Origin of the sequence: Rothia halotolerans (assembly GCF_004136635.1) — a bacterium.
Classification (GTDB): domain Bacteria; phylum Actinomycetota; class Actinomycetes; order Actinomycetales; family Micrococcaceae; genus Rothia; species Rothia halotolerans.
Window position 1 is genome coordinate 1 of sequence record NZ_NOIU01000001.1, and the last position, 24,136, is coordinate 24,136.

At 72.1% G+C, this 24,136-nt stretch carries 28 protein-coding genes; 9 read left to right on the forward strand and 19 right to left on the reverse strand.

The features are described from left to right. A partial coding sequence (locus tag EWV39_RS00005; protein WP_202864864.1) for a BCCT family transporter occupies positions 1 to 493 on the reverse strand: 493 nt, incomplete at its 3' end. Between the two features lie 286 nt (positions 494 to 779). On the opposite strand from EWV39_RS00005, the gene pgi reads away from it, so the two are divergent. Further along, complete coding sequence (pgi, locus tag EWV39_RS00010) at positions 780 to 2,465, forward strand: glucose-6-phosphate isomerase (protein WP_129656268.1); 1,686 nt, start codon at positions 780 to 782, stop codon at positions 2,463 to 2,465. Between the two features lie 120 nt (positions 2,466 to 2,585). Here the strand turns inward: pgi and EWV39_RS00015 are convergent, their stop codons facing one another. Then, positions 2,586 to 3,023, reverse strand: coding sequence for an NUDIX hydrolase (locus EWV39_RS00015; RefSeq protein WP_129656269.1), 438 nt, complete (start codon positions 3,021 to 3,023; stop codon positions 2,586 to 2,588). A 139-nt stretch (positions 3,024 to 3,162) separates the two neighbouring features. Here EWV39_RS00015 and EWV39_RS00020 point away from each other — a divergent pair, with 139 nt between their 5' ends. Then, positions 3,163 to 5,385, forward strand: coding sequence for an NADP-dependent isocitrate dehydrogenase (locus EWV39_RS00020; protein ID WP_129656270.1), 2,223 nt, complete (start codon positions 3,163 to 3,165; stop codon positions 5,383 to 5,385). Positions 5,386 to 5,659: 274 nt separating this feature from the next. Here the strand turns inward: EWV39_RS00020 and EWV39_RS00025 are convergent, their stop codons facing one another. Together EWV39_RS00025 and EWV39_RS00030 are read right to left on the reverse strand one after the other, a co-directional pair. Beyond that, positions 5,660 to 7,066 carry an amino acid permease gene (locus EWV39_RS00025; RefSeq protein ID WP_129657251.1) on the reverse strand — a complete coding sequence of 469 codons (1,407 nt, stop codon included), beginning with the start codon at positions 7,064 to 7,066 and terminating at the stop codon, positions 5,660 to 5,662. A 158-nt stretch (positions 7,067 to 7,224) separates the two neighbouring features. Beyond that, a complete protein-coding gene (locus EWV39_RS00030) occupies positions 7,225 to 7,665 on the reverse strand; it encodes an Lrp/AsnC family transcriptional regulator (protein ID WP_129656271.1) in 441 nt (146 codons plus the stop codon). 81 nt (positions 7,666 to 7,746) lie between these two features. Between EWV39_RS00030 and EWV39_RS00035 the strand changes: the two genes are divergently transcribed. Next, positions 7,747 to 8,583 carry an AzlC family ABC transporter permease gene (locus EWV39_RS00035; protein ID WP_202864865.1) on the forward strand — a complete coding sequence of 279 codons (837 nt, stop codon included), beginning with the start codon at positions 7,747 to 7,749 and terminating at the stop codon, positions 8,581 to 8,583. Next, complete coding sequence (locus tag EWV39_RS00040; protein ID WP_129656272.1) at positions 8,576 to 8,902, forward strand: branched-chain amino acid transporter permease; 327 nt, start codon at positions 8,576 to 8,578, stop codon at positions 8,900 to 8,902. Before EWV39_RS00035 ends, EWV39_RS00040 begins: the two co-directional genes overlap by 8 nt. Positions 8,903 to 9,166: 264 nt before the next feature. Here the strand turns inward: EWV39_RS00040 and EWV39_RS00045 are convergent, their stop codons facing one another. The 3 genes from EWV39_RS00045 to EWV39_RS00055 all read right to left on the reverse strand — a co-directional run bounded on the left by EWV39_RS00045 (position 9,167) and on the right by EWV39_RS00055 (position 13,194). After that, on the reverse strand, positions 9,167 to 9,619 hold the full coding sequence (locus EWV39_RS00045; protein WP_129656273.1) for a SufE family protein: 453 nt from the start codon (positions 9,617 to 9,619) through the stop codon (positions 9,167 to 9,169). Continuing rightward, positions 9,620 to 10,522, reverse strand: coding sequence for a sulfurtransferase (locus EWV39_RS00050; RefSeq protein ID WP_129656274.1), 903 nt, complete (start codon positions 10,520 to 10,522; stop codon positions 9,620 to 9,622). A gap of 98 nt (positions 10,523 to 10,620) precedes the next feature. Further along, entirely contained in the window at positions 10,621 to 13,194 is a 2,574-nt protein-coding gene (locus EWV39_RS00055; protein WP_129656275.1) for an excinuclease ABC subunit UvrA, read from the reverse strand. A gap of 54 nt (positions 13,195 to 13,248) precedes the next feature. Here EWV39_RS00055 and EWV39_RS00060 point away from each other — a divergent pair, with 54 nt between their 5' ends. Together EWV39_RS00060 and EWV39_RS00065 are read left to right on the forward strand one after the other, a co-directional pair. Further along, a complete protein-coding gene (locus tag EWV39_RS00060) occupies positions 13,249 to 14,319 on the forward strand; it encodes a lipoate--protein ligase family protein (RefSeq protein ID WP_129656276.1) in 1,071 nt (356 codons plus the stop codon). A gap of 65 nt (positions 14,320 to 14,384) precedes the next feature. Further along, on the forward strand, positions 14,385 to 14,888 hold the full coding sequence (locus EWV39_RS00065; protein WP_129656277.1) for a DUF4385 domain-containing protein: 504 nt from the start codon (positions 14,385 to 14,387) through the stop codon (positions 14,886 to 14,888). Between the two features lie 69 nt (positions 14,889 to 14,957). Here EWV39_RS00065 and EWV39_RS00070 read toward each other — a convergent pair whose 3' ends face one another. The 4 genes from EWV39_RS00070 to EWV39_RS00080 all read right to left on the reverse strand — a co-directional run bounded on the left by EWV39_RS00070 (position 14,958) and on the right by EWV39_RS00080 (position 18,331). Next, a complete protein-coding gene (locus EWV39_RS00070; RefSeq protein WP_165313043.1) occupies positions 14,958 to 15,392 on the reverse strand; it encodes an N-acetylmuramoyl-L-alanine amidase in 435 nt (144 codons plus the stop codon). Between the two features lie 10 nt (positions 15,393 to 15,402). Then, entirely contained in the window at positions 15,403 to 15,621 is a 219-nt protein-coding gene (locus EWV39_RS13710) for a hypothetical protein (RefSeq protein WP_165313045.1), read from the reverse strand. Positions 15,622 to 15,873: 252 nt separating this feature from the next. Next, positions 15,874 to 16,404 carry a hypothetical protein gene (locus tag EWV39_RS00075; protein ID WP_129656279.1) on the reverse strand — a complete coding sequence of 177 codons (531 nt, stop codon included), beginning with the start codon at positions 16,402 to 16,404 and terminating at the stop codon, positions 15,874 to 15,876. Between the two features lie 115 nt (positions 16,405 to 16,519). After that, complete coding sequence (locus tag EWV39_RS00080) at positions 16,520 to 18,331, reverse strand: GNAT family N-acetyltransferase (RefSeq protein ID WP_129656280.1); 1,812 nt, start codon at positions 18,329 to 18,331, stop codon at positions 16,520 to 16,522. Between the two features lie 50 nt (positions 18,332 to 18,381). Here EWV39_RS00080 and EWV39_RS00085 point away from each other — a divergent pair, with 50 nt between their 5' ends. Continuing rightward, positions 18,382 to 19,161: an alpha/beta fold hydrolase gene (locus EWV39_RS00085; protein ID WP_129656281.1), complete on the forward strand. Its 780-nt coding sequence runs from the start codon at positions 18,382 to 18,384 to the stop codon at positions 19,159 to 19,161. Between the two features lie 16 nt (positions 19,162 to 19,177). Here EWV39_RS00085 and EWV39_RS00090 read toward each other — a convergent pair whose 3' ends face one another. From EWV39_RS00090 to EWV39_RS00115, 7 genes are all read right to left on the reverse strand, one after another. Next, complete coding sequence (locus tag EWV39_RS00090) at positions 19,178 to 19,483, reverse strand: helix-turn-helix domain-containing protein (RefSeq protein ID WP_129656282.1); 306 nt, start codon at positions 19,481 to 19,483, stop codon at positions 19,178 to 19,180. Between the two features lie 5 nt (positions 19,484 to 19,488). Continuing rightward, positions 19,489 to 19,830, reverse strand: coding sequence for a type II toxin-antitoxin system RelE/ParE family toxin (locus EWV39_RS00095; RefSeq protein ID WP_129656283.1), 342 nt, complete (start codon positions 19,828 to 19,830; stop codon positions 19,489 to 19,491). Between the two features lie 63 nt (positions 19,831 to 19,893). Next, positions 19,894 to 20,031, reverse strand: a complete 138-nt coding sequence (locus tag EWV39_RS13715; RefSeq protein WP_165313047.1) for a hypothetical protein — start codon at positions 20,029 to 20,031, stop codon at positions 19,894 to 19,896. A 119-nt stretch (positions 20,032 to 20,150) separates the two neighbouring features. Further along, positions 20,151 to 20,573 (reverse strand): type II toxin-antitoxin system VapC family toxin, encoded by a 423-nt coding sequence (locus EWV39_RS00100; protein WP_129656284.1) that lies wholly within the window; start codon positions 20,571 to 20,573, stop codon positions 20,151 to 20,153. After that, positions 20,570 to 20,806: a type II toxin-antitoxin system prevent-host-death family antitoxin gene (locus tag EWV39_RS00105; protein ID WP_238147951.1), complete on the reverse strand. Its 237-nt coding sequence runs from the start codon at positions 20,804 to 20,806 to the stop codon at positions 20,570 to 20,572. Before EWV39_RS00105 ends, EWV39_RS00100 begins: the two co-directional genes overlap by 4 nt. A 159-nt stretch (positions 20,807 to 20,965) precedes the next feature. After that, entirely contained in the window at positions 20,966 to 21,424 is a 459-nt protein-coding gene (locus EWV39_RS00110; protein WP_129656285.1) for a VOC family protein, read from the reverse strand. Then, positions 21,421 to 22,041 carry a DinB family protein gene (locus EWV39_RS00115; RefSeq protein ID WP_129656286.1) on the reverse strand — a complete coding sequence of 207 codons (621 nt, stop codon included), beginning with the start codon at positions 22,039 to 22,041 and terminating at the stop codon, positions 21,421 to 21,423. Before EWV39_RS00115 ends, EWV39_RS00110 begins: the two co-directional genes overlap by 4 nt. Positions 22,042 to 22,134: 93 nt before the next feature. On the opposite strand from EWV39_RS00115, the gene EWV39_RS14190 reads away from it, so the two are divergent. Beyond that, on the forward strand, positions 22,135 to 22,704 hold the full coding sequence (locus EWV39_RS14190; protein ID WP_272947813.1) for a helix-turn-helix transcriptional regulator: 570 nt from the start codon (positions 22,135 to 22,137) through the stop codon (positions 22,702 to 22,704). Positions 22,705 to 22,811: 107 nt separating this feature from the next. Next, a complete protein-coding gene (locus EWV39_RS14195) occupies positions 22,812 to 23,108 on the forward strand; it encodes a WYL domain-containing protein (protein WP_272947814.1) in 297 nt (98 codons plus the stop codon). Positions 23,109 to 23,174: 66 nt separating this feature from the next. On the opposite strand, the gene EWV39_RS00125 is transcribed toward EWV39_RS14195, so the two are convergent. After that, a complete protein-coding gene (locus tag EWV39_RS00125) occupies positions 23,175 to 24,068 on the reverse strand; it encodes an AraC family transcriptional regulator (protein WP_129656287.1) in 894 nt (297 codons plus the stop codon). Between the last annotated feature and the right edge of the window lie 68 nt (positions 24,069 to 24,136).

A 24,136-nucleotide genomic window follows, 5' to 3' on the forward strand; every position in this document is an offset into this window, starting at 1 on the left:
GACCCCAGTGCAGGAAGGAGCGGGACATCGCGGACTGGGCGATCTGCTCCTCCGAGCCGGTGACGCCCGGAGGCGGCGACGCGAAGTGCGAGAGCGGCTCGGAGGCTCCGAAGAAGACCAGGCCGATGCCCATTCCCGCCGCGAACAGGAACGCCAGCCAGGTCATGAAGCTGTAGTCGGGCGTCGAGTCGTCCGGGCCCAGCTTGATGTCGCCCAGGCGACTGAAACCCAGGTACAGGGCGAAGATCACGAACAGCGCGACGATGGCGACGTAATACCAGCCGAAGTAGCCGATGACGTCTTCCTGCAGCGCCGAGAACAGGCGGTTGGCCTCCTGGGGGAAGGCCATGGTCCCCCCGATGAACAGGGCCATGACGACCGCGGCGGGGATGAAGACGCGCTTGTCGATCAGCCCCTTCCGCATCTTGTTCCGAATCCGGGGGGAGATGTCCCCCTCCCGGAGATCGGGTTTGCGAGTCAGAAAATTGGACATCTACTACCTAAATCTCGTGGCTCATGAGGTGCGAGGCTTGCTCGGCGATCCGGACGTGATCCGTGGATCTCGGACCCATCGCATCCGTACTTCTGCAGGACCGATAACAAGCACACTTACCCATACGGTAGACAAGTCGGCTGATCAATGCCACTTCAGCCACGGGCTGAACCGCCGTCTATGCCCAGCTTCACCGCCCCGTTCGTGTTCTCATACGACGCTGTCCGACGCGGACACGGGGAGCGGACTATGGCGTCGGCGCGCGCTCAGAGGCCACAATGAGGCTATGAGTTCACCGAAGCTTCCCGATGTCACTGCCAGCTCCTCCTGGAAGGCCCTGGCCGCCCACCGCTCCGAGATCGAGCCGGACCTCCGCGCCTGGTTCGCCGAGGACCCGCGGCGCGCCTCCGACCTCACGGTCGAGGCGGGCGAGATCGTCGCGGACCTGTCCAAGAACCTCGTCACCGGGCGCACGCTCGAGCTGCTGCTGGACCTGGCCCGCGAGGCCGGCGTCGAGCAGCGCCGGGACGCGATGTTCGCCGGCGAGCACATCAACGTCACCGAGGACCGGGCCGTGCTGCACACCGCGCTGCGCCGGCCGCGCGACGTCGAGCCCCACCTGACGGTGGACGGCCAGGACGTCGACGAGGACGTCCACGAGGTCCTGGCCAAGGTCTACGACTTCGCGGACCGGGTGCGCTCGGGCGAGTGGACCGGCGTGACCGGCAAGCCCATCGAGACGGTCGTCAACATCGGCATCGGCGGCTCGGACCTCGGCCCCGTGATGGTCTACGAGGCGCTCAAGCACCTGGCCCAGCCCGGCCTGAGCGCCCGGTTCATCTCCAACATCGACCCGACCGACGCCGCCGAGACCGTCGCCGACCTGGATCCCGAGACCACCCTGTTCATCGTGGCCTCCAAGACCTTCGGCACCCTCGAGACGCTGACCAACGCCCGGGTGTGCCGCTCCTGGCTGCTGGACCGGCTGCGCGAGGAGGGGGCCCTGGAGGGCTCGGACGACGGCACCGAAGCCGTCGCGAAGCACTTCGTGGCCGTCTCCACCGCGCTGGACAAGGTCGAGGCCTTCGGCATCGACCCCGAGAACGCCTTCGGCTTCTGGAACTGGGTGGGCGGGCGCTACTCGGTGGACTCGGCGATCGGCACCTCGCTCGCCGTCGTGCTGGGCCCCGATGCCTTCGAGGAGCTCCTCTCCGGCTTCCACGCCATGGACGAGCACTTCCGCACGACGCCGGCCGAGCGGAACCTGCCGCTGCTGATGGGCCTGCTCAACGTCTGGTACGTCAACTTCTTCGACGCCGCCTCCCACGCGGTCCTCCCCTACGACCAATACCTGCACCGCTTCCCCGCCTACCTCCAGCAGCTGACGATGGAGTCCAACGGCAAGTCGGTGCGCTGGGACGGCAGCCCGGTGACCACCCAGACCGGCGAGATCTTCTGGGGCGAGCCCGGCACCAACGGCCAGCACGCCTTCTACCAGCTGATCCACCAGGGCACCCGGCTGATCCCGGCGGACTTCATCGCCTTCGCCAACCCCGTGCACCCGGTGAAGGACGGCGAGACGGACGTCCACGAGGTCTTCCTGGCCAACTTCTTCGCCCAGACCAAGGCGCTGGCCTTCGGCAAGACCGCCGAGGAGGTCCGCGCGGAGGGCACCGAGGAGGCGGTGGTCCCGGCGCGGGTGTTCAGCGGCAACCGGCCGACGACCTCGCTCATCGCCCCCGCGCTGACCCCCGCGGTCCTCGGCCAGCTGATCGCGCTCTACGAGCACATCACCTTCGTCGAGGGCACGATCTGGGGCATCGACTCCTTCGACCAGTGGGGCGTCGAGCTGGGCAAGCAGCTCGCCCAGGAGATCCTGCCGGCCGTGGCGGGAGACCGCGGGGTCCTGGAGGAGCAGGACGCCTCGACGCGCGGGCTGATCTCCTACTACCTGGAGCACCGCGGCCGCTGAGCCGGGCCGGGCTGGTCCCTGAGCAGAACCGGCCCGAACCAGGCGCCGAGTGAGGCGGGCCGGGCCCCACGCCGAGCAGAACCGGGCGGGGCGGGGCGCCGAGGCGTCCCGCCCGGGCGGTCAGCCCCTGAGGGCCGCCGCCCGGTCGATCAGATAGGGGAAGACGCAGTCGCGAGTCAGCGGGGCGATCTCCGGCCGGCCGATGCCCTCCATGGGGTTGGTCCAGCGCAGCTCCTCGATCTCGGCGCGGGCGGCCAGCGGCCCCGTCTCCGGGAACGCCCCCGCCGCGCCGCGCAGCTCGAAGACCTCCCCGACCAGCGCCCAGCCGGCCTCGTTCGCGGCCGCCGTCTCCCACCTGCCGAGGTGGTGCAGGTCGCCCGGGTCCACCTCGAGACCGAGCTCCTCGTTCACCTCGCGCGCGGCCGCGGCGAGGGCGCTCTCCCCCGGCTCCGGCTTGCCGCCCGGGAACATGAAGGAGGCGGTCCCCCGTTTGCGCACCGTCAGGACGCTTCCTGCGGAGTCCTGGATGACGACTGCTGAGACTGTGATGACGGGCATCTGCCCAGCGTAGCCCGCCTCCCCAGGGCCTCCGCCGCCCCCGCTCACTCCGCGAGACCCGGGGCCCGCCGGGGCCCGTCCGGTATATTGAGGCGAGGAAACGACCCGTGACTCAGCAGCAGGGAGAATGCCCACGCCTATGTCCACCATCATCTACACCCAGACCGACGAAGCGCCCCTCCTGGCGACCTACTCCTTCAAGCCGATCGTCGAGGCCTACGCCGCCAGCGCCGGCGTCGAGGTCGAGACCCGCGACATCTCGCTGGCGGGCCGCATCCTCGCGCAGTTCAGCGACCGCCTCCCCGCCGACCAGCAGGTCGAGGACGCCCTCGCGGAGCTCGGCGAGCTGGCCAAGACCCCCGAGGCCAACATCATCAAGCTGCCGAACATCTCCGCTTCGGTGCCGCAGCTGAAGGCCGCGATCAAGGAGCTGCAGGAGGCCGGCTTCGAGCTGCCGGACTACCCCGACGAGGTCAAGGACGACGCGGACGCCGACGTCCGCGAGCGCTACGACCGCGTCAAGGGCTCCGCCGTGAACCCGGTGCTGCGCGAGGGCAACTCGGACCGCCGGGCCCCGCAGTCGGTGAAGAGCTACGCCCGGAAGAACCCGCACCGCATGGGCGCGTGGTCCTCCGACTCCAAGACCAACGTCGCCACGATGGGCGAGGACGACTTCCGCTCCAACGAGCAGTCCGTCGTCCTGCCCGCCGACGACTCCCTGACCATCCGCTTCACCGGCGCCGACGGCTCGGCGAAGGTCCTCAAGGAGGGCCTGAAGGTCCTCGAGGGCGAGATCGTCGACGCGACCGTGATGCGCGCCGCGGCCCTGGACCGCTTCCTCGCCGAGCAGGTGGCCCGGGCCAAGTCCGAGGACGTGCTGTTCTCGGTGCACCTGAAGGCCACCATGATGAAGGTCTCCGACCCCATCCTCTTCGGCCACGCGGTCAAGGCCTTCTTCTCCGACGTCTTCGAGACCTACGGCGAGCAGCTGGCCGCCGCCGGCCTCTCCCCCAACAACGGCCTGGCCGCGATCCTCAACGGGCTCGACGCCCTGGACGAGGAGACCGCCCGCGGCGTGCAGGAGGGCATCCAGCACGCGCTGCAGGAGGGCCCCTCGATCGCCATGGTCGACTCCCGCAAGGGCATCACCAACCTGCACGTCCCCTCGGACGTCATCGTGGACGCCTCGATGCCCGCGATGATCCGCACCTCGGGCCACATGTGGGGCGCCGACGACGCCGAGCACGACACGCTCGCCGTCATCCCCGACTCCTCCTACGCCGGGGTCTACCAGACCGTGATCGAGGACTGCCGCGCGCGCGGCGCCTTCGATCCGACCACGATGGGATCGGTGCCCAACGTCGGGCTCATGGCGCAGAAGGCCGAGGAGTACGGCTCGCACGACAAGACCTTCGAGATCGAGGCCGACGGCGTCGTCGAGATCCTGAACTCGGCCGGCGAGGCGCTGACCTCCCACGAGGTCTCGGCGGGCGACATCTGGCGCTCCTGCCAGACCAAGGACGTCCCGGTCCGCGACTGGGTCAAGCTCGCCGTGCGCCGCTCGCGCGAGTCCGGCGCCCCCGCGGTGTTCTGGCTCGACGCCGGCCGCGCGCACGACGCGAACCTGATCGCCAAGGTCGAGCAGTACCTGGGCGAGGAGGACACCGAGGGCCTGGACCTGCGGATCCTCTCCCCCGAGGAGGCCACCCAGTTCTCGCTGGACCGCATCCGCGAGGGCGAGGACACCATCTCGGTCACCGGCAACGTGCTGCGCGACTACCTGACCGACCTGTTCCCGATCCTCGAGCTCGGGACCTCGGCGAAGATGCTCTCGATCGTCCCGCTGATCAACGGCGGCGGCCTGTTCGAGACCGGCGCCGGCGGCTCCGCGCCCAAACACGTCCAGCAGCTGGTGGAGGAGAACCACCTGCGCTGGGACTCCCTGGGCGAGTTCCTGGCCCTGGCCGCCTCCTTCGAGCACCTCGCGAGCTCGACCGGCAACGATCGCGCCGCGGTGCTGGCGGACACGCTCGACGCCGCGACCGGCACGTTCCTGGACGAGAACAAGTCCCCCTCCCGCAAGGTCGGCGAGATCGACAACCGCGGCAGCCACTTCTACCTGGCCCTTTACTGGGCCGAGGAGCTGGCGAAGCAGGACCGTGACGCCGAGCTGGCCGAGGCCTTCGGCTCCATCGCCTCCCAGCTGCGGGAGAACGAGGAGCGGATCACCGGCGAGCTGCTCGAGGTCCAGGGCTCCGCCGTCGACCTGGGCGGCTACTACCGGCCCCGCGACGAGAAGGCCGAGCCGGTCATGCGGCCCTCGCAGACCCTCAACGGGATCCTGGCGCAGCTGCTGCGCTAGCCCGCTCCCGGAAAAAGTGGCCCGGGGCCGACGGCGTCCGCTGCTGCGGCGCCCTCGGCCCCGGGCCTCTTCGCGCTCCGGACGGGCCACGGGCCGGGCAGGCGCTCCGAACGGGCCCACCGGTCGAAATGCCCCCGCACGCGGCGACAAAGGCCCCGGCGTCTCCCAGAGAAGGGAGGCGCCGGGGCCTTCGTCGTGCGGTCGCGATGCGGAGTCGAGAAGCCGCCGGCTACGAGGGAAGGGCGGCCCTTCCTCACGCGTGGACGAGTGGGCCTTACTTCTTCCCTTCGCCCACGCGGATGCCGGAGACATCGACCTCGTCCAGCGGGATGATCCGGTCCTTGGTCACGGCCTTGTGGATGAGCCACACCGCGAGGAAGATCGGCAGGCCGATGTAGGCGCTCAGGACCTGCAGCAGCTTCCCGTCGAACACCGCCTGGTAGTTCTGCCCCAGGATGACGACGACGCACAGGGCGAAGGCCAGCAGCGGCCCGGCGGGGAAGAGCGGGGCCTTGTAGGGCAGCTCGGCCAGGTCGTAGCCCTGCCGCACGAAGGCCCGTCTGAAGCGGAAGTGGCACACGGCGATGCCCACCCAGACGATGAACCCGGAGAGCCCGGAGATGTTCACCAGCCAGGTGTAGGCGGCCCCCTGTCCGACGAGGGCGGTGAGGAAGCCGAACAGCCCCACCGAGGCCGTCATGAGCAGCGCCGGCAGCGGGATGCCCCGGCGGTTCACGCGGGCGAAGATCTTGGGCGCCTTGCCCTCCGTGGCCATCGAGAAGAGCATCCGCGCCGAGGCGTACAGCCCCGAGTTGCCGGCCGATAGGATCGCGGTGAGGATCACGGCGTTCATCAGGGAGGCGGCGAAGGCGATGCCGGCGCGCTCGAAGACCAGCGTGAAGGGCGAGAAGGCGATGTCGGTCTCGTCGTTGCGCAGCAGGTTGGGGTCCGTGTAGGGGATGAGGAAGCCGATCACGGTGATCGCCCCGACGTAGAAGAGCATGATGCGCCAGAAGACGGTGCGGATCGCCTTGGGCACGTCCTTCTGCGGGTTCCGGGACTCGCCGGCGGCGACGCCGACCATCTCGGTGCCTTGGAAGGAGAAGCCGGCGATCATGAACACGGCGATGATCGAGACGAAGCCGCCGTTGAACGGGGCGTCCTCGGTCGTCCAGTTGGACAGGCCCGGCGCGGAGCCGCCGAGGATTCCGAGGATCATCAGCACGCCCGTGATGAGGAAGACGATCACCGCCGCGACCTTGATGAAGGCCAGCAGCGCCTCGCTCTCCCCGAAGGCCTTGGCCGAGAGCGCGTTCAGGCCCGTGAGGATCACCAGGAACGCGCCCGCCCAGACCCACCCCGGGACGTCCGGGAGCCAGAAGGACATGATCAGCCCGGCCGCCACGAGCTCCGCCGCGACCGTGATGGCCCAGTTGAACCAGTAGTTCCATCCCATCGCGAAGCCGAAGGAGGGGCTGACGAAGCGGGTGGCGTAGGTCTGGAAGGCGCCGGGGACCGGCAGGTGCGCCGCCATCTCCCCCAGGGACTGCATCAGCAGCAGCACCATGCCGCCGATGACGACGTAGGCGACGAGCGCGCCGCCGGGCCCGGCCTGCGCGATCGTCCCGCCGGATGCGACGAACAGCCCGGTCCCGATGGCGCCGCCGATGGCGATCATCATCAGGTGCCTGGGGCTCAGGCCGCGCTTGAGGCCCTCCTGTGTGGAGAGGTCCTTCTCGATATCTAACGACACTGTGGCCCCCGATGGTTCGCCAGGTTGAAAACCAGTTCAGGCTATCACCGCCGAAGGGTACCCAGGAGTCCGGCAGCGCGCGCCTGTCAGCGCTGCGACTTGAGGTTCTTCATCGTCATGCGCGAGTCGACGCGGGCCACGGCGCTGTCGCTGAACAGCCGCCTCATGACCCACTCCTCGTAGGCCGGGGCGTCGCGCACCTGCACGTGCATCATGTAGTCGGGCGAGCCGAACATCCTCCGGAACTCCACGACCTCGGGCATCTGCGCCACCCGTTCCTCGAAGCCCGTGATGACCTCCCGCCCCTGGGCGCTGAGCTCCACGTGGGTGACGACCTCGAAGCCGCGTCCGAGGGACTCGGGGTCGACGACGGCCCGGTAGCCGGTGATGACGCCCTCCCGCTCCAGCCGCCTCACCCGCCGCAGGCAGGGGGCGGGGGTGAGTCCCACCCGTCCCGCCAGCTCCTGGTTGCTGAGACGCCCGTCCCGGCTCAGCTCGTCGATGATTGCGCGATCCAAGGAATCCATGGACCCATGATTGCCCACCAGCCGGATCTGCGGCAACAAAAAGGACAGCCGATTGCGGACCGGATCGGATAGTCTCGCATCATGCCCGCTCCCGATACTGCCTCCCTGCCGGCGGCATCCTCGCCCGCCGACCCGCCGGAGCCGCCCCCGGCGCCGGCGGGAACACCCTCCGAAGCCGCCGAGCCCTCCGTCTCCGAGGCCTCGGCGGCCCCCGAGGCCGAGACCGCGCCCCGGGCCTCCGACCTGAAGGCGGCCTTCAAGAGCGCCGGAGTGGTCTGGATGGGCATCTTCGTCCTCGGCCTCGGCTTCGGCGTCCTGGTGACCGCCCACGGCCTGCCCTGGTGGCTGGCGCCCATCATCTCGGGGACGGTCTTCGCCGGGTCCGTGGAGTTCATCCTCATCGGGCTCATCGCGGCCTCGGCGCCGCTGGCGAGCATCGCGCTGACGACCTTCCTCATGAACTCCCGGCACCTCTTCTACGGCCTCTCCTACCCGCTGAAGAGGATCCGCAGCAGGTGGGGTCGGCTCTACGCGAGCTTCTCGCTGTGCGACGAGGCATTCGCCCTGCACGCCAGCCGGGAGCCCGAGACCCTGACCGGGGGCCGGATGCTCTGGACGCATCTGGGGCTCCACGTGGGCTGGGCCGCGGGCGGCGCCCTCGGCGGGCTCACCGGGGCAACCCTGCTCTCGGAGATCGAGGGCATGGACTTCATCCTCACGGCCCTGTTCATCGTGCTGGCGCTGGAGGCCTACCTGGAGCGGCCGGACCTGCTGACCGCCGGCCTTGCCGCCGCCTCCGCCGCCGTCGCGCTGCTCCTCGCGCGCGGCTCGATGCTCCTGGTCGCCATGCTCGTCTTCCTCACCACGCTGGTGGCCCGCTTCCTCGTCACGTCCCGGAGGTCTCGTCGTCGTGCCTAGTCCCGCCTATGTCGCCGCGGCCATCGGGATCGCCGTCGCCATCACCTTCGCGCTGCGCCTCATCCCGTTCCTGGCCGGCCCGAAGCTGAGGGACTCGCAGGTCATGGCCTCGGTCTCCCGCTGGATGCCGCTGGGGATCGTCGTCATCCTCGCCGTGTACGGGCTCTCCACGATCGACTTCTCGGCGCCGGACCACGGCGTGCCGGCGCTGGCGGGGGCCGCCGTGACCGCGCTGGTGCACCTCTGGCGGCGCAACGTCCTGCTCTCGATCCTCTCCGGCACCGTGGTGTGCCTGGTGCTGGCCAACCTCGTGTTCTGAGCCCGGCCGCGCGGCCGGGAGGCGAGGCGCCCGGAGCACGGCGCCGGGGGACGACACCGCCGGGCCTCGACCCTCAGGAACGACACCGACGCCGCTTGGCCTGCGGGTCCGGATAACGGCGCAGCCCGGCTGGGGGTTCCGGAGGACGACCTCGCCCGGCGCGCATACCCCGGAGACGACAACGGCCGGCACGCCTCCCCGCGGGGATCGCGTGCCGGCCGTCGTCGTATCGCCGTGACGCCGGGTTTCAGCCCGGGCGCGGCCTCATCCGGCCAGGGCGGCGGACTTCTCCGAGACCTGGCGCTGGATGCGGGCGAGCATCCCGCTCATGCCGTTGAGCCGCAGCGGGCTGACCGCCTCACTCAGCGAGAGGCGCAGGGCGAGGTCGGCGGGGACGGCGAGGACCGTCTCGGCGGGGGCGCCGTCGAGTCCCTCGTGGAGGATCCCGGCGAAGCCGCGCGTGGTCGGCGCCTCGGGCGGGGCCGAGAAGTGCAGGTGCACGGTGCCGTCGTCGTCCACCTCGGTGAGCAGGAAGATCGGCGACTGGCACTCGGGGACGGGCTCCAGCAGCTCCGGGTGGTCCTGGAGCCGCTCGGGCAGGGCCGGCAGGCCCTTGCTGAACTCGAGCAGCAGCTGCAGCCGCTCGGGCTTGGGCATCGAGGCGAAGTCCTCGGCGATCTCCCGCAGGGACTCCGGCAGGTCGGCGTTCTCGAGCATCTAGGCCGCCACCGCCTCGCCGGGCTCCTCGCCCCGGGCGATCGGCACCCGCACGGCGTTACCCCACTCGGTCCACGAGCCGTCGTAGTTGCGCACGCTGCCGAAGCCCAGCAGGTACTTCAGGACGAACCAGGTGTGGCTGGAGCGCTCGCCGATCCGGCAGTAGGCGATGACGTCCTGGCCGGGCTCGAGGCCGAGCTCCTCCTGGTAGATCCCGCGGAGCTCCTCGGCCTCCTTGAAGGTCCCGTCCTCGGCGGCGGCGCGGGCCCACGGCACGGAGTGCGCGGTGGGGATGTGGCCGCCGCGCATGGCCCCCTCCTCGGGGTAGTCGGGCATGTGGGTGCGGCGTCCGGTGTACTCGTCGGGGCTGCGCACGTCGATCAGCGGCAGCCGGCCGATGCTGTCCCGGACCTCGGGCAGGAAGGCGCGGATCGAGGCGTCGTCGCGCTCCACCACCGGGTACTCGGTCGCGGCGGGCGCCGGCGCCTCGGTGACGGTCTCGCGGCCCTCGGCGAGCCACTGGGCGCGGCCGCCGTCCATGAGGCGCACGTCCTCGTGCCCGAAGAGCTCGAAGACCCACAGGGCGTAGGCCGCCCACCAGTTGGACTTGTCGCCGTAGACGACCACGGTGGTGTCCCGGGAGATGCCCTTGGCGGACATCAGCCGGGCGAAGCCCTCGCCGTCGACGTAGTCGCGGGTCACCGGGTCGTTGAGCTCGGTGTGCCAGTCGATCTTGACGGCGCCGGGGACGTGCCCGGTCTCGTACAGCAGGACGTCCTCGTCGCTCTCCACCACGACGACGTCCTCGTCCCCCGCGTGCTCGGCCACCCACTGGGTGCTCACCAAGCGCTCCGGGTGCGCGTACTGCGCGAACTTCGGGTGCTGATCGGTCGGTGCTGTCACTGTGCCTCCATCGCTCACGTGTCGAGTCCTCGCAACGGTCTCGATTCTTCCTCATCATCAGAAACGGCGCGGGGCGGTCCGGATATTCCCGGCGGCCGTCACCGCGTGCGCCGCGCCGGCGGCCGGGCCAGGCAGCGGCCGGTCGCGCTCCCGGCGTCGGCCGCCACCTCGGCGGGCGCGCCCTGGGCCACGATCCTGCCGCCCCGCTCCCCCGCCCCGGGGCCGAGGTCCACCACGTGGTCGGCCTGGGCGACGACCCGCAGGTCGTGCTCGACGACCACCACCGTGTTCCCCTGGTCCGTGAGCCGGTTCAGCTCGGCGGTGAGCAGCTCGACGTCGGCCGGGTGCAGCCCGCTGGTCGGCTCGTCCAGCAGGTAGACGGTGTGCCCGCGCGGGGCGCGCTGCAGCTCGGTCGCGAGCTTGATGCGCTGCGCCTCGCCGCCGGAGAGCTCGGTAGCCGGTTGCCCGAGGGTCAGGTACCCGAGGCCGATGGCGTCCAGGGCCTCGAGCGCCCGGCTCACCCCGGCGTCGTCGGCGAAGACCTCCCGGGCCCCGCGGACGCTCAGCTGGAGGACCTCGGCGATGTTCCGGCCGTTCCAGGTGACCTCGAGGGTGTCCGGGGCGTAGCGGGCGCCACGGCAGTCGGGGCACACCGCGTAGCTGCCCGGCAGGAAGACCAGCTCCACCTCGATGCGGCCCTCGCCCGCGCAGGTGGGGCAGCGGCCCTCGGCCACGTTGTAGGAGAACCGGCCCATCCCCCAGTCCCGCTCGCGCGCCGCCGGGGTCTGGGCGAAGAGCTTCCGGACGCGGTCGAACAGGCCCGTGTAGGTCGCCAGGCAGGAGCGCGGGCTGCGGCCGATCGGCTTCTGCGTGATCCGCACCAGGCGGTCCACGGTCTCGGCCCCCTCGACCTCGTCTACCGCCGGGGCGGCCTCCTCGGCCGGGTCGAGGGCCTCGGCGTCGGCGTCGGCGGGCTCCGGATCCTCGGCGAGCGCGGTCCGCACCCGCTCGCCCAGGACGCTCCCCACCACGTGCGTCACCAGCGTGGACTTGCCCACCCCGGAGACGCCGGTGACGGCGGTGAAGGCCCCGAGCGGCAGCTCCAGGTCCACGTCCTGCAGGGTCCGGGCCCGGATGCCGCGCAGCCGCAGGATCCCCGCGGGGGCTCGCGCCCGGTCCGGGGTCCTGGGCTCCGGGGCGGGCGCGCGGAGGCTGCGCGCCGTCGGCGACTCGGTATTCTCCAGCAGCTCCGCGACCGTCCCGGAGTGCAGGATCCGGCCGCCCTCGGTGCCCGCGCCGGGGCCGACGTCGACGACCCAGTCGGCCTGCGCCACCAGGTCCATGTCGTGCTCGACCAGCAGCACCGAGTTGCCCTCCTCGAGGAAGCGCCGGAAGAGGTCCAGGAGCATGCCCTTCTCCGAGGGGTGCAGCCCGGCCGAGGGCTCGTCCAGGACGTAGGCGACGCCGAAGAGCCCCGCCCGGAGCTGGGCCGCCAGCCGCAGGCGCTGCAGCTCGCCCGAGGAGAGGCTCCGGGCCCGGCGGTCCAGGGACAGGTGCCCCAGCCCCAGGCCGACGACGGCGCGCAGCACCGGCAGGATGCTGCCGAGCAGCAGCCGCTCGGCCTCCTCCTCGGGACGCCCGCCCTCGGCGGGCAGGGCCTCCTCGCGCCGGCTCAGCCGCTCCAGCAGGTCCTCCCCCGAGCGCTCGCCGAGCCGGTGGATCGGCTCGCCCAGGTAGGTGACCCGCAGCGCGTCGCGGTTGAGGCGGTGGCCCTCGCACTCGGGGCAGAGACGCGTCTGGAGGTAGCGCAGGGCCCGGCGGCGCGAGCGCTCGGTCTTCGACTCGTCGACGGAGCGCAGCAGGTAGCGGGCGACGGAGGACCACTTGCCCTGATAGGTGCCCTGGGTCCGGCCGGGCTCCCGGTCCGGGACCACGGTGACCACGGGCTGCTCGTCGGTGAAGAGGATCCACTCGCGGGTGGGCGCGGGCAGGTCCCGCCACGGCGTCGCGATGTCCACGCCGAGGGTGCGCAGGATGTCCCGGAAGTTCTTGCCGAGCCAGGCGCCGGGCCAGGCCGCGATCGCGCCGTCGGCGATGCTCAGGCTCGGGTCCGGGACCATCGACTCCTCGGTGGGCTCCCGCAGGACGCCGGCGCCGTGGCAGACCGGGCACATCCCTTCGGGCGTGTTGGGGCTGAAGGCGTCCGAGGTGAGGCGGCCGTCGTGCAGGGCCGAGCCGCGGGCGAGCACGTCCGCGGGGTGCTCGCCTGCGCGGGAGTAGAGCAGCCGCACGGCGTTGGAGAGCGTGGTGACGGTGCCCACCGTGGAGCGCGCCCCGCCGCCCGAGGTCCGCTGCTCCAGCGCCACGCTGGGCGGCATGCCCGTCACGGACTCGACGCAGGGGTCCATCGCGTCCCCCAGCAGCCGCCGGGCGAAGGGGGCGATGGACTCGAGGTAGCGACGCTGGACCTCCCCGTGGAGCGTCCCGAAGGCCAGGGAGGACTTGCCGGAGCCGGAGACGCCGGTCAAGGCCACCAGGGCGCCGCGCGGGAACTCCACGGAGACGTGGCGCAGGTTGTGCAGGTGGGCGTCGAGCGCCCGGATGTGTCCGCTCCCCGGGCTCTCCGGGCTTCCCGTGGGTTCCGTCTCTGTCCTCGAATCCGCGCTGTCCATCACAAGGGCCACGGTAACAGGAGGGGCCCGCGCCGGCGGGCGTAGCCTGGAGGGATGAGTCACGAGACGTTTCACGCAGAGTTCAAGGTGGTGGGCGGCAAGCTGGTGGTCGCCGACCTGACGACCGACGGCCGCGCCATCACCGACGCCAAGATCTCCGGCGACTTCTTCATGGAGCCGGAGGAGGCCTTCTTCGACATCGCCCCGGCCCTGGTGGGGGCCTCGGTCGCGGAGGACGCGCCGGGGCTGGCCTCCCGGCTCGACGCCGCCCTGTCCCGCCACGGCTCCGAGCTGCACCTGCACGGGTTCACCACGGCCGACGTCGCCGTGGTGGTCCGCCGTGCGCTGACCCGCGCCAAGGACTTCACCGACTACGACTGGACCGTGATCCACTCCCCCGTCCTGCCGACGGCGCTCAACGTCGCCCTCGACGAGCACCTGCTGAACGAGGTGGTCGAGGGGCGCCGCGGCCCCACGATCCGGATCTGGGAGTGGTCCGACCGGGCCACCGTGATCGGCTCCTTCCAGTCCTACGTCAACGAGGTGGACCCGGAGGGGGTCGCGAAGCACGGGATCGACGTCGTGCGCCGCATCTCCGGAGGCGGGGCCATGTTCATGGAGGGCGGCAACTGCATCACCTACTCGATGTACGCCCCGCTCGAGCTGGTCGCGGGGCTGAGCTACGTGGACTCCTACCCCTACCTGGACGGATGGATCCTGGAGTCCCTGGCCGCGCACGGCGTCGACGCCTGGTACAAGCCGATCAACGACATCACCTCGACCGGCGGCAAGATCGGCGGGGCCGCGCAGAAGCGCACCGCCCAGGGGCTGCTGCACCACGTGACGATGTCCTACGACATCGACGCGGACAAGATGACCGAGGTCCTGCGGATCGGCCAGGCCAAGATCTCCGACAAGGGCATCTCCAGCGCCAAGAAGCGCGTGGACCCGCTGCGGCGGCAGACCGGGGCCTCGCGCGAGGAGATCATCCAGACCATGATCGACACGTTCGTCCGCCGCTACGGCGCCCGGACCGGGGAGCTGAGCGAGCACGACCTCGACGCCGGCCGCCGCCTCGTCGAGGAGAAGTTCGGCACCGAGCAGTGGCGGCACCGGGTCCCGTGATCCGTGACGGCCGGTGCCTGGCCGGGAGGCCGGGCCCGGCGAGGACCACGGGTTAGACTCGCGCCATGGGCAAGGACTCCAGGGCATTTGACTACTCGCTGGACTACGCGGAGCTGGACCTGCGCGAGCATCCGGAGCTGTACCGGGTCGGCCGAGGCGAGCAGGGGGTCCTGAAGGTCCAGCCCTACAAGGACGAGATCCTGCCGCACTGGAGGTTCAAGGACCCGGAGGCGGCCGCGGCGTCGAGCCGGAGGATCACGGAGCTGTTCCGCGCCTACCTGGAGGCGGAGGACTTCGTCGGCGCGGACATGGCGCGGAAGTTCCTGCAGATGGGGTACACCCGCGCGCGCCGCTACGCGAACCACCCCGGCGGGAAGAAGTACCGGGGGCCGGTCCCGGAGGACCAGAAGGGGCGCAGCGGCGCCCACGGGCGCGAGGAGAGGCCGCGCGGCCCCGAGGACCCGGTCAAGGCGGAGGCCGCCCGGATCTTCAAGGCCGCGTGGGACGCCGCCGAGGCCGACGAGCGCTATGCCGGGATGAAGCGGCGGCACCGGGAGCTGCACGGGTAGGCCCGCCCGCTCCCGACGGCGCGCGGGACGGGTCCTCCCCCTCTGCTCCCGACGGCGCGCGGAACGACCCTAGAGCCGGGCCTTCACGCCGTTGCGGATCCGCTGGAGGTCCACGGTGCCGGGGCACGCCGTCGCCACCACGGAGCTGTGGGGGATGATCTGCGTCAGGGGGTTGAGGCCGTAGGTGCGGCACAGCTGGGCGCACAGCTCGATCGAGGCGGTGTAGGTGGACTGGCTGGGCGGGCGGACGGCGTCGGCGGAGTGCTCGATGCCGATGCTGCGCTGGTTCATCGCGAAGTTGCCGGCGTGCCAGGCGGTGTTCTTCTCGCTCACGTACTGGTGGACGGCGCCCTCGCCGATCCCGTAGTGGGCGCTCACGCCCGAGTTGGGGTCCGCGAAGGTCGCGTCGGCCGCGGCGAGGGTCCCCACGATGTAGTGGATGACGATGCGGTCCACGGCGCTGCCGCCGCGGCCGGCGGTGTAGTTCGGGCTGGTCTTCGTCACGGGCGCCACGCTACTCCCCCTTCCCGAGCGGGCAGCCCAGCTGGTTCGCCGGGTTGACCTGCTTCTGCTCGAGGTCCAAGGCGGTCTCCCTCCCGCGCAGGGGCTCCTGGGAGGGCGCCTCCTCCTGCGTCTGCGCGGCATGCGCGGCGGTCCCCGCGGCCAGCGCCACGCCGGTGGCGGCTGCGGTGGCGGCCCCGGTCCTGAGCAGTCGTCTTCTCGAGAAATCCATACGAGGCAAATTACGGCCCGAGGTGGAATGCATCAAGCGGCGGAGGGGATCTTCATCCGAAAGTAGGGGCCCGCGCCGTCATTCGTAGGAGGCCCCTCGCGGACGACGCGGGGCCTCGGTGCCTCGCCCGAGACGCTGGAGGTGAGGGGCACGCTGCTCACCCCGGACGGCGTCAACGAGCCTCGCCGGAGGGGAGGGCCCAGACACGGGAGGCCCAGCCTCCGCGGACGCCGGCACACCGAGGCGGGGCTGCTACCGCAGGAGGTAGATGAGGGCAGAGGCGAGCGCGAAGAGCAGGAACGAGGCACCCATCAGCGGCCCCGCCAGCCGGCTGCTGGCCTCCCCGCTCGCGCGCAGGCGGGGAAGCAGGGCGAGCAGGCACAGCGCCTGGAGCACACCGAGGACGGCGAGGGACCAGTCCTCCAGGAAGCCCGCCAGCGGCACGAAGTGCAGGGCCACCACCAGCGCGACCCACCAGGCCGCCCAGCGCCCTCTCCCCCGCCGCCACAGGAGCAGGCACCCGACCCCGGCCAGGAGCACCTCCGCGAGCACGACGACGCCGAACCACCCGTACCTTCCCTCCAGAGCGGAGCCGCCACCCCACCGCGTCGCGACCGCGTACCCGAAGACCCCCGCCAGCACCGCGCCCAGGGCCGATCCCAGCCCGAGCCGCCACCGCCACCGCGCCGGCGGGTCCTCCTGGGCCCAGCCGAACCACACGAACGCCATCAGGCCGAACCAGGCGATGACGAAGGCGTGGTCACGGGCGAACTCGGTGAGCATGCGTCCAGCTTATGTCCCGGGTCACACCATGACGAGGACGGCCGGTCTGGTGACGCCCACAGCGGGGATGCCCGCCGTGGGATCTCGCTACCGCCGACCGTGTCCCAGGCCCGCCTCATAGGCTCCTGCTGAGGACCACCCCGTCCGGAACGTAGCCCAGTCCCTCGTAGAACCCGCGTTCCCCGCCGGCGGCGTCGAGGCCCACCTGGGCGAGGGCGGCGCCGCGGGCCCGGCCGTGGCCGTGCGCCCAGCCCACCATCGCGACGGCGAGCCCGCTCGTCCGCTGCTCACGGTCCACGGCGAGCCCCTCGATGCGCAGGCGGGACGAGCCGTCGCGGGTCAGCCCCGGGACGATGATGAGCTGCACCGTCCCCACGATCCGGCCTGCCTCGTCCCGGACCACGGCGAGGTAGTGGGATCGGTCGCGGGCGACGACGTCGTAGGCGGCCTCGTAGCGGGCCGTCGCCGCCGACTCCTCGTCCCCGGCGGCGCCGGCGGCCCCGCTCGTATCGGCGTCGGCGTCGGGCCCAGTCTCCCCCGCCTGCCCGGCCAGGAGCGCCGCGATCGCCGGGACGTCCGCCCGGCTCGCCCGCTGGAGGCGGAACCCACGGCCCTCCAGCCGCAGCAGCCCGCCGGCCGAGGAGCGCGCCGCGGCCTGCAGCTTGGCCACCAGCAGGTCGAGCCAGGCCCCCACGTGCTCCCGCGCCTCGGGCGTGTCCGGGTACCGGCAGCGCAGGTGCAGGCCGGACTCGTCGAGGATGAACCAGAGCATGACGCCGTCGGTCCGGATCGTCGCGCCGACGTACTGCGCCTCCAGGCCCGTCGCGTCGATGCGGACCGGCAGCCGGCGCAGGTCCAGCCAGGAGATCGCGAACATGCCCGGCGCCTCCGGCATGCCGTCCCAGGGCCGCATCAGATCCTCCAGCGGCCAGGAGCCCAGGCGCACGGCCTCCTTGACCGCCGCCGCGGCGGCGCCCGGCGCGGGGTCGGCGCACTCCAGCACGGAGTTGGTGATGAACCAGCCCACCGAGTCGTGCCAGGAGGGCTCGTAGCGGCTGTGCACCGGGAAGACCGCCCGCAGCGGGGAGCCGGCCAGCTCGCGGGTCGCCGCCGCCATCGCGGCCACAGCCAGGGTCAGCGTGGAGACGCCGTCCTCGCGGGCCTGGGCGGAGAGGGCCGCGCTGTCGTCGACGTCGAGCACGTCCCGCACCTCCACCCGCTCCGGCTGCATCGCCGCCTCGCCCAGGGGCAGCGGGAAGCGGGGCATGACGCCGCCCTCCGCCGCGAGGATCTCGGCCCAGCGGCGCCGGACGCCCTCGGGGGCGGTGGGGCGCTCGCCGGCGGCACCGGTGTGCTCCGCGAAGTCCAGGGCCGGTGGCAGCCGCGGGGCGCGGCCGCGGCGGAGCTCGGCGAGCGCTGCGAGGAGGTCCCGGGCGATCACGAGCATCGACCACATGTCCACGTGGGAGTGGTCTGCCCCGACGACGACGGTGGGCCCCGCCGCGGTCTCCAGAACGCAGAGCCGGTGGGAGGGGCGGGCGTAGGGGGCGCACGCGCGGTCGAGGACGTCGCGGAGGGCCTCGTTCACGGCCTGGCCGGGAGCGATGGGGTGCTCCGTCCAGCCGCCGGGGCCGACCTCGACGGCGTGCAGCCGCGGGACGCCGTCGTCACCGGGGACAAAGGCCGAGCGCAGCGTCCCGTGCCGGGCGATCACCGCGAGCCACGCCGTGGCCAGGTCCTCGCGGTCCACCGGCTCGCCCAGCCGGAAGGAGAGCGCCATCCACGAGCCGGGGCGGTCGCCCGCGCCGACGTGCCGCCGCTGGTCGAAGGAGACCGGCAGCGGAGGCCCCGGAGGGGAGGCGGTCACGTCGTACCCCAACAGCCGTCCGAAGGGGAGCCGCAGGTGCGCGACGTTGGTCAGTCGCATGGCGGTAGTCTAGCGTTCTGACCCCTCGGCACACGTCACAAGGAGCCCACATGCCGTCATTCAGCGTCCCGGGAGCCGTCCTGGACACGGAGCTCAGCGACGAGGGCGGGCACGCGGTGGTGCAGCTGCACGGGCTGACCTCGAGCCGCTCACGGGACCGCGTGATGAACCTGGACCTCGGGCGGGGGCTGAGCGGCACCCGGCTGCTGCGCTACGACGCCCGCGCCCACGGCCGCTCGACGGGCCGCGCGGTCCCCGAGGACTACCGGTGGACGGTGCTGGCCGAGGACCTGCTGCGGCTGCTGGACGAGTGGTTCCCCGGGGAGCGGGTGCACGGCGTCGGGCCCTCGATGGGGGCGGCGACGCTGCTGCACGCCGCGATGCTGGATCCCGGCCGGTTCAGCGGCTTCACCCTGATGGTCCCGCCGACGGCGTGGGGGACCCGCCCGGCCAGGGCGGAGCGGTACCGGCAGGCGGCCGCGATCGTGGAGCGGCGGGGAGTCGCCGGGATGCTGGCCGCGGCCGAGGACGTGCCCCCTCCCCCGGCGGCGGTCCCCGCGCCGGCCAGCGCGCCCGACGTCGCGGAGGGGCTCCTGCCCGCGGTCTACCGCGGCGCCGCGCTCAGCGACCTGCCGTCCGCCGGGGAGCTCGCCCGGCTCGGGACGCCGACCTCGCTGCTGGCCTGGGCGGAGGACCCCGCCCACCCGCTCTCCACGGCCGAGGCGCTGGCGCAGCTGCTCCCGGCCGCGACGCTGCGGGTCGCCTACACCCCGGCGGACGTGGACGCGTGGCCCGGGGTGCTGAAGGACGACGTCGCGGCGCACGGGTAGGCGCGGCGGCGCCGGATCAGGCGACCCGGACACGCTCCTCGTCGGTGACGTACTCGATGGCGAGCCCGCCGCCGACGGCCTCCAGGTAGCTGCGGATGGTGCCGATCTTCGCGTTCTCGAGGTCTCCGTGCTCGATCTTGGAGACCTGCCGCTGCCCCACCCCGATCCTCTGGGCGAGCTGCTCCTGGGTCAGCCCGGCGTGCTCACGCAGTTCCCGGAGGCGATGGGCGCGGACCTCCGCGAGCATCCGCGCCTTATGCGCCTCGACGTTCTCCCGGTCCACGGGATGCTCGGCGAGGAAGTCCTTCAGCGTGGTGGCCATCTCTTTCACTCCCCTTTCAGTCTGGTGAGGTGCTCTTCGAACAGGTCGTCGGCCAGAGGGATGCTCTGGTGGTACCAGCGTCTCCAATTTCCCGCTTTGTCGCCGGCGACCAGCAGTATCGCCTGACGCTCGGGGTCGAAGGCGAAAAGGATTCGCAGCTCGGATCGACCGGAGGAACCCGGGCGGAGCTCCTTCATGTTCTGATGGCGGGATCCGGTCACGGTGTCCACCAGCGGTCGCCCGAGCTGCGGGCCGTGCTCCTCCAGCAGCTCGAGGGCGGCGACCACCTGTTCCCGTGAGCCGCCGTCCAGTGAAGCGAGCCACTGTGCGATCAGCCCGATATCCATCCTTCACATGAGCCCAGGTTAGACCCTGCAAGGTCTGAAGGCAATGCCGCGCATCATGGCGGATCACGCCGAGACCCCTCCGCCGCCCACCTCGACGTCGTTGGGCGCGAAGGCCTCGACGTCGCCGAAGAGCCTGTCACCCCACGCAACGACGCGGGGCAGGTCGCTCACCGCGAGGCGCGAGAAGAGCTCCGGGTCCATATGCCTTGCTCCTCCGGTGGGCTTTCCGTACGGGCGGCAGCTCTGTGAGGGGATAGCGGGAGGAGCAGCGACGCCGCGAGAGGGATGACGGGAAGGAGGGCAACGCCGTCGGAGCGGCCTCAGCACCCGTCCCACGGATTCGCCAGCGGAACGCCCGGCGCCGTGAAGTCGCCGACGTTCCGCGTCGCCACGGTCATCCCGTGGACCTGCGCGGTGGCCGCGATGTAGGCGTCCCGCTCCGGCTGGGGACCCGGCACGTGGAGCGCGGCCGCCCGCCGGGCGACCGCGAGGCCGACCGGCAGCACCCGTTCCGAGAAGAGGTCGAGCACCTCCTCCTCGAGCCACCGGCGGAGCCGGCGGCCCTGGACCGCGTCACGCCGCTCCACCCGGCGGACCCCCAGCTCGATCTCCAGGACGGTGATCACGCTCAGGTGCAGGCTCTCGGGAGGATGGGAGCGGACCCATTCGAGCACGGCCGGCTCGGCCCGGTGCGCGGGCTTGCGGAGCTCGCTCAGCACGTTGGTGTCCAGCAGGTAGTTCACAGCTCGGGCGTGTTCAGGCCGAAGGGGCGGGGCAGCGGCTCGAACTCGACGTCGTCGTCATCCTCCATGCGCAGGCGCTCCACGACGTCCTCCGCCTCCCCCTGCAGCGTCCGGTACTCCGCCACCGTGAGGAGGACGTAGGCGGGCTCGCCTCGGTCCGTGATCACCACCGGCCCCGAGGCGGCCGCGCGCTTGGCCGCGCTCACGTCGCGGTTCAGCTCCCGAGCGGTCATCTTCGTCACCATGGCCCGCCTCCAGATGTAGGTACGTACCTACATGATACTCCGCCGGGGTTCCCTGCACCAGGCCCCGGGCCCTCGAAAGCCCAGAGGACGCGGGGTTCCCCCGGCCCCTCCTCCCCTCGGGGCACGCGAGCGATGGGGCGCGCCCCCTCAGTCGAGGCAGAACTCGTTGCCCTCGGGATCCGCCATGACGAGGTGTCCGGCGTCGAAGGGCGGCTCCGGCTCCACGCGGCGCAGGCGGGCGGCGCCGAGCGCGAGGAGCCGCCCGCACTCCGCCTCGAGCGCCGCCATCCGCTCCTCGCCCCGCAGGCCGGGCGCCGCGCGGACGTCCAGGTGCACGCGGTTCTTCGCTGTCCTGCCCTCGGGGACGCGCTGGAAGAAGATCCGCGGGCCGCTCCCCTCCGGAGCCTCGACCGCCGCCTTCGATCTCCGCTCCTCCTCAGGCACTCGGGCTCGCTCCAAGAACTCGTCCCACGCGGCCCACGGGTCCCCCGCGGGCCTCTCGCCGCCGGGAGGGCCGGGAACCACGTACCCCAGGGCCTCGCTCCAGAAGGAGGCGAGGACCCGCGGATCCCGGGCGTCGAAGGTGACCTGGACGCGGCGGCTCATCGCCGCCCTCCTTCGGCGCGGCGGGTGTGCAGGTAGAGGTCGCGCAGCAGGCACACCTCCGAGAGGTGGTGGATGATCTCCCGGTCGATGTGCAGCACCAGCGCGGCCATGGACCACTCGGCGTACTCCCCCTCGGCCTCCCCGCAGGGCCGGGCGAGGCCCTCCTCCCCCAGGGAGGCGACGCCGGCCCTCCACCGGGCGTACTCCTCGTCGAGCTGCCCGAGCGCCTCGGTCGCCGTCGCGGCGTAGTCGTAGGAGAAGTAGTCCACGGGCTCCCGCCCGAAGTGGGAGGCGTTGCGCATCCCTAGCACGCCAACGATGACGTGCCCGAGCCGCCAGGCGATCGTGGTGAACGGCGCGGGGTCGGGCTCGGGGGCCTCGAAGTCGATGACCATCTCGCCGGCGCCGCCCTGAAGCGGCGCGGTGCCGGTGCCGCGGGGGCGCACGCTCCAGCAGTCGGGCACCGGCTCCCAGAAGTACTCGGCGTCCTCCAGCCCCTCGAGGCGACGACGCAGCTGGTGGTCCCAGTGCCATTCGATCTGGTTCAGGAGCAGGTCGTTCCAGGATTCCCCGGACTGCCCTCGCGTGGTCCCGTCGTGTGCGGTGCTCTCGTGCATGGTCTCGCCTTTCTCGACGACTCGTCAGCTTCCATCCCAGCATGCCTCCTCTTCCGGACAGCTCCGGTCCGTGATCCGTGCGATGCTGTGAGCATGACCGTCGAGTCGACCGCGGAGCGGGTCCTGCGCCTGCTGTCCCTCCTGCTGCGCCGCCCCGTCTGGAAGGCCGCGGAGCTCGCCGTCGAGCTCGGGGTGACGGAGCGCTCCGTCCGGCGCGACGTCGGGCGGCTGCGGACCCTCGGGTACCCGGTGCGGTCCACGCCGGGCGTGGGAGGCGGCTACCAGCTGGGCGCGGGGGCGAGGATGCCGCCGCTGCTGCTGGACGACGAGGAGGCCATCGCCACCGCGGTCTCCCTGCGCCTGGGCACGGGCGGCACCGTGGCCGGGGAGGGCGAGGCCGCGCTGCGCGCCCTGGCGAAGCTCGACCAGGTGATGCCGCCGCGGCTGCGCTCCGAGGTCCGCGCGGTGCACGGCGCCACGGAGGCGCTGCCCCGGCCCGGCGTCGGCATCGATCCCGACCTGCTCCTCGTCCTCGCCCGCGCCTGCCGCGACGAGGTCCGGGTGCGCTTCGGCTACACCTCCCGCTCAGGAGAGGCGCGACGCCGCACGGTGGAGCCCGTCCGGATGGTCGCCACCGCGCACCGCTGGTACCTGATGGCCTGAGACGTGGACCGCGACGACTGGCGAGTCTTCCGGCTCGACCGCATCGACGGCCTCGAGAGGACGACGTGGCGCTTCCCCGCGCGCCCCCATCCGGACCCGGTGGACTAGTGCAGCACTCGGTGACCGCGGCGCCGTACCGGCACGTAGCGCGGGTGAGGGGGCACGCCCCGGCCGAGGAGGTCGCGGTGCAGGTGCCGCCGCAGGTCGGCCGCGTCGAGGAGGACCGGGAGCCGGGGTGGTGCGTGCTCGTCGCGGGGGCGGACCGGCTGGACGCGATCGCCGTCCACGTGGCGATGCTGGGCTACGAGGCGGAGGTGCTGGAGCCGGAGGAGCTGCGGACCGTGGCGGCGGGGCTGGGACGGCGGCTCACGGCGATGGGGACGGGCGGCGGCGGAACCACGTGACCGGCCGTCAGGAGGCGATGCCACGTTCCAGACTCCGCCCGCGCCGAGGAACGCCTCAGGAGGACGTCACCCCTTATGCGCCGTCTCTCCCTCCTCTCCGCGCTCGACGGGCAACCACAGCTCGCACGTGGCGGTGCTGAAGTCTGCCGAGTGCTCGAGGACGGCGACCATCGACGGGCCGGGGCGCAGCCGCCAGGGATTGGAGGGGAACCACTCGGTCGCCGTCGCCGCCCACGCATCCTGCAGGGCCCGGGGGTACTCGCCGGAGGTCCGGAAGACCGCCCACATGCCGGCCGGCACGTCGATGACGTCGAGGTCCTCGGGCACGTTCGCCTCGGCCCCCACCGCCGCACCGTGCAGGTAGACCAGCTCGCTGCCCTCCGAGTAGTCGGGGGCGACGTCGGAGCTCACCGCCAGGATGCCGGCCGGCTCCGCGGAGCTCAGGCGCTTGAGGCGCTCGTGCTCGGCCTCCGGCAATGACGCGACGTGCGCCTGGATGTGGGGATTGACGCCCTCGTAGATCAACGGCACGCGGGCGGCGTGGCCGATCAGGCGGAAGGCGTCGCGGTCGACAATGCGGGTGTCCATGGGTGTGCTCCCTTCGATGGTCAGGCGGAGCCTGAGGCGCGGTTGGCTGCGAAGGGGGCCGCCGCGGCGACGGACCTGGCCGTGGCTCACGCCGTGCACGGCGCGGAACGCGCGTCCGAAGGCCTCGACCGATCCGTATCCGTAACGCACGGCGATCGTCAGCAGGTCCTCGTCTCCGAGCAGGTCGGCCGCGGCGACGGTCATGCGGCGGCGTCGCACGTACTCCGACAGGGGCATTCCGGCGAGGGACGAGAACATCCGGCGGGCGTGATACCCCGTGGTCCCCATCCTGCCGGCGAGCGCGTCGACGTCGAGCTCGTCGGCCAGGTGCTCCTCGACCTCGTCGACGAGCCGGTTCAGGATCTCGATCATGGCGGCTCCCTTCATCCTCCAGTCTCGCCGGCGCACGGGCCGCGTGCCCGATTTCTCCGGACCGCTCT

Coding starts and splice junctions, on each gene's coding strand:
- pgi (WP_129656268.1), top strand. CDS start 780: ATGAGTTCACCGAAGCTTCCCGATGTCACTGCCAGCTCCTCCTGGAAG.
- EWV39_RS00015 (WP_129656269.1), bottom strand. CDS start 3,023: ATGCCCGTCATCACAGTCTCAGCAGTCGTCATCCAGGACTCCGCAGGA.
- EWV39_RS00020 (WP_129656270.1), top strand. CDS start 3,163: ATGTCCACCATCATCTACACCCAGACCGACGAAGCGCCCCTCCTGGCG.
- EWV39_RS00025 (WP_129657251.1), bottom strand. CDS start 7,066: ATGATGATCGCCATCGGCGGCGCCATCGGGACCGGGCTGTTCGTCGCA.
- EWV39_RS00030 (WP_129656271.1), bottom strand. CDS start 7,665: ATGGATTCCTTGGATCGCGCAATCATCGACGAGCTGAGCCGGGACGGG.
- EWV39_RS00035 (WP_202864865.1), top strand. CDS start 7,747: ATGCCCGCTCCCGATACTGCCTCCCTGCCGGCGGCATCCTCGCCCGCC.
- EWV39_RS00045 (WP_129656273.1), bottom strand. CDS start 9,619: ATGCTCGAGAACGCCGACCTGCCGGAGTCCCTGCGGGAGATCGCCGAG.
- EWV39_RS00055 (WP_129656275.1), bottom strand. CDS start 13,194: ATGGACAGCGCGGATTCGAGGACAGAGACGGAACCCACGGGAAGCCCG.
- EWV39_RS00060 (WP_129656276.1), top strand. CDS start 13,249: ATGAGTCACGAGACGTTTCACGCAGAGTTCAAGGTGGTGGGCGGCAAG.
- EWV39_RS00065 (WP_129656277.1), top strand. CDS start 14,385: ATGGGCAAGGACTCCAGGGCATTTGACTACTCGCTGGACTACGCGGAG.
- EWV39_RS13710 (WP_165313045.1), bottom strand. CDS start 15,621: ATGGATTTCTCGAGAAGACGACTGCTCAGGACCGGGGCCGCCACCGCA.
- EWV39_RS00075 (WP_129656279.1), bottom strand. CDS start 16,404: ATGCTCACCGAGTTCGCCCGTGACCACGCCTTCGTCATCGCCTGGTTC.
- EWV39_RS00080 (WP_129656280.1), bottom strand. CDS start 18,331: ATGCGACTGACCAACGTCGCGCACCTGCGGCTCCCCTTCGGACGGCTG.
- EWV39_RS00085 (WP_129656281.1), top strand. CDS start 18,382: ATGCCGTCATTCAGCGTCCCGGGAGCCGTCCTGGACACGGAGCTCAGC.
- EWV39_RS00090 (WP_129656282.1), bottom strand. CDS start 19,483: ATGGCCACCACGCTGAAGGACTTCCTCGCCGAGCATCCCGTGGACCGG.
- EWV39_RS00095 (WP_129656283.1), bottom strand. CDS start 19,830: ATGGATATCGGGCTGATCGCACAGTGGCTCGCTTCACTGGACGGCGGC.
- EWV39_RS13715 (WP_165313047.1), bottom strand. CDS start 20,031: ATGGACCCGGAGCTCTTCTCGCGCCTCGCGGTGAGCGACCTGCCCCGC.
- EWV39_RS00105 (WP_238147951.1), bottom strand. CDS start 20,806: ATGACCGCTCGGGAGCTGAACCGCGACGTGAGCGCGGCCAAGCGCGCG.
- EWV39_RS00110 (WP_129656285.1), bottom strand. CDS start 21,424: ATGAGCCGCCGCGTCCAGGTCACCTTCGACGCCCGGGATCCGCGGGTC.
- EWV39_RS00115 (WP_129656286.1), bottom strand. CDS start 22,041: ATGCACGAGAGCACCGCACACGACGGGACCACGCGAGGGCAGTCCGGG.
- EWV39_RS14190 (WP_272947813.1), top strand. CDS start 22,135: ATGACCGTCGAGTCGACCGCGGAGCGGGTCCTGCGCCTGCTGTCCCTC.
- EWV39_RS00125 (WP_129656287.1), bottom strand. CDS start 24,068: ATGATCGAGATCCTGAACCGGCTCGTCGACGAGGTCGAGGAGCACCTG.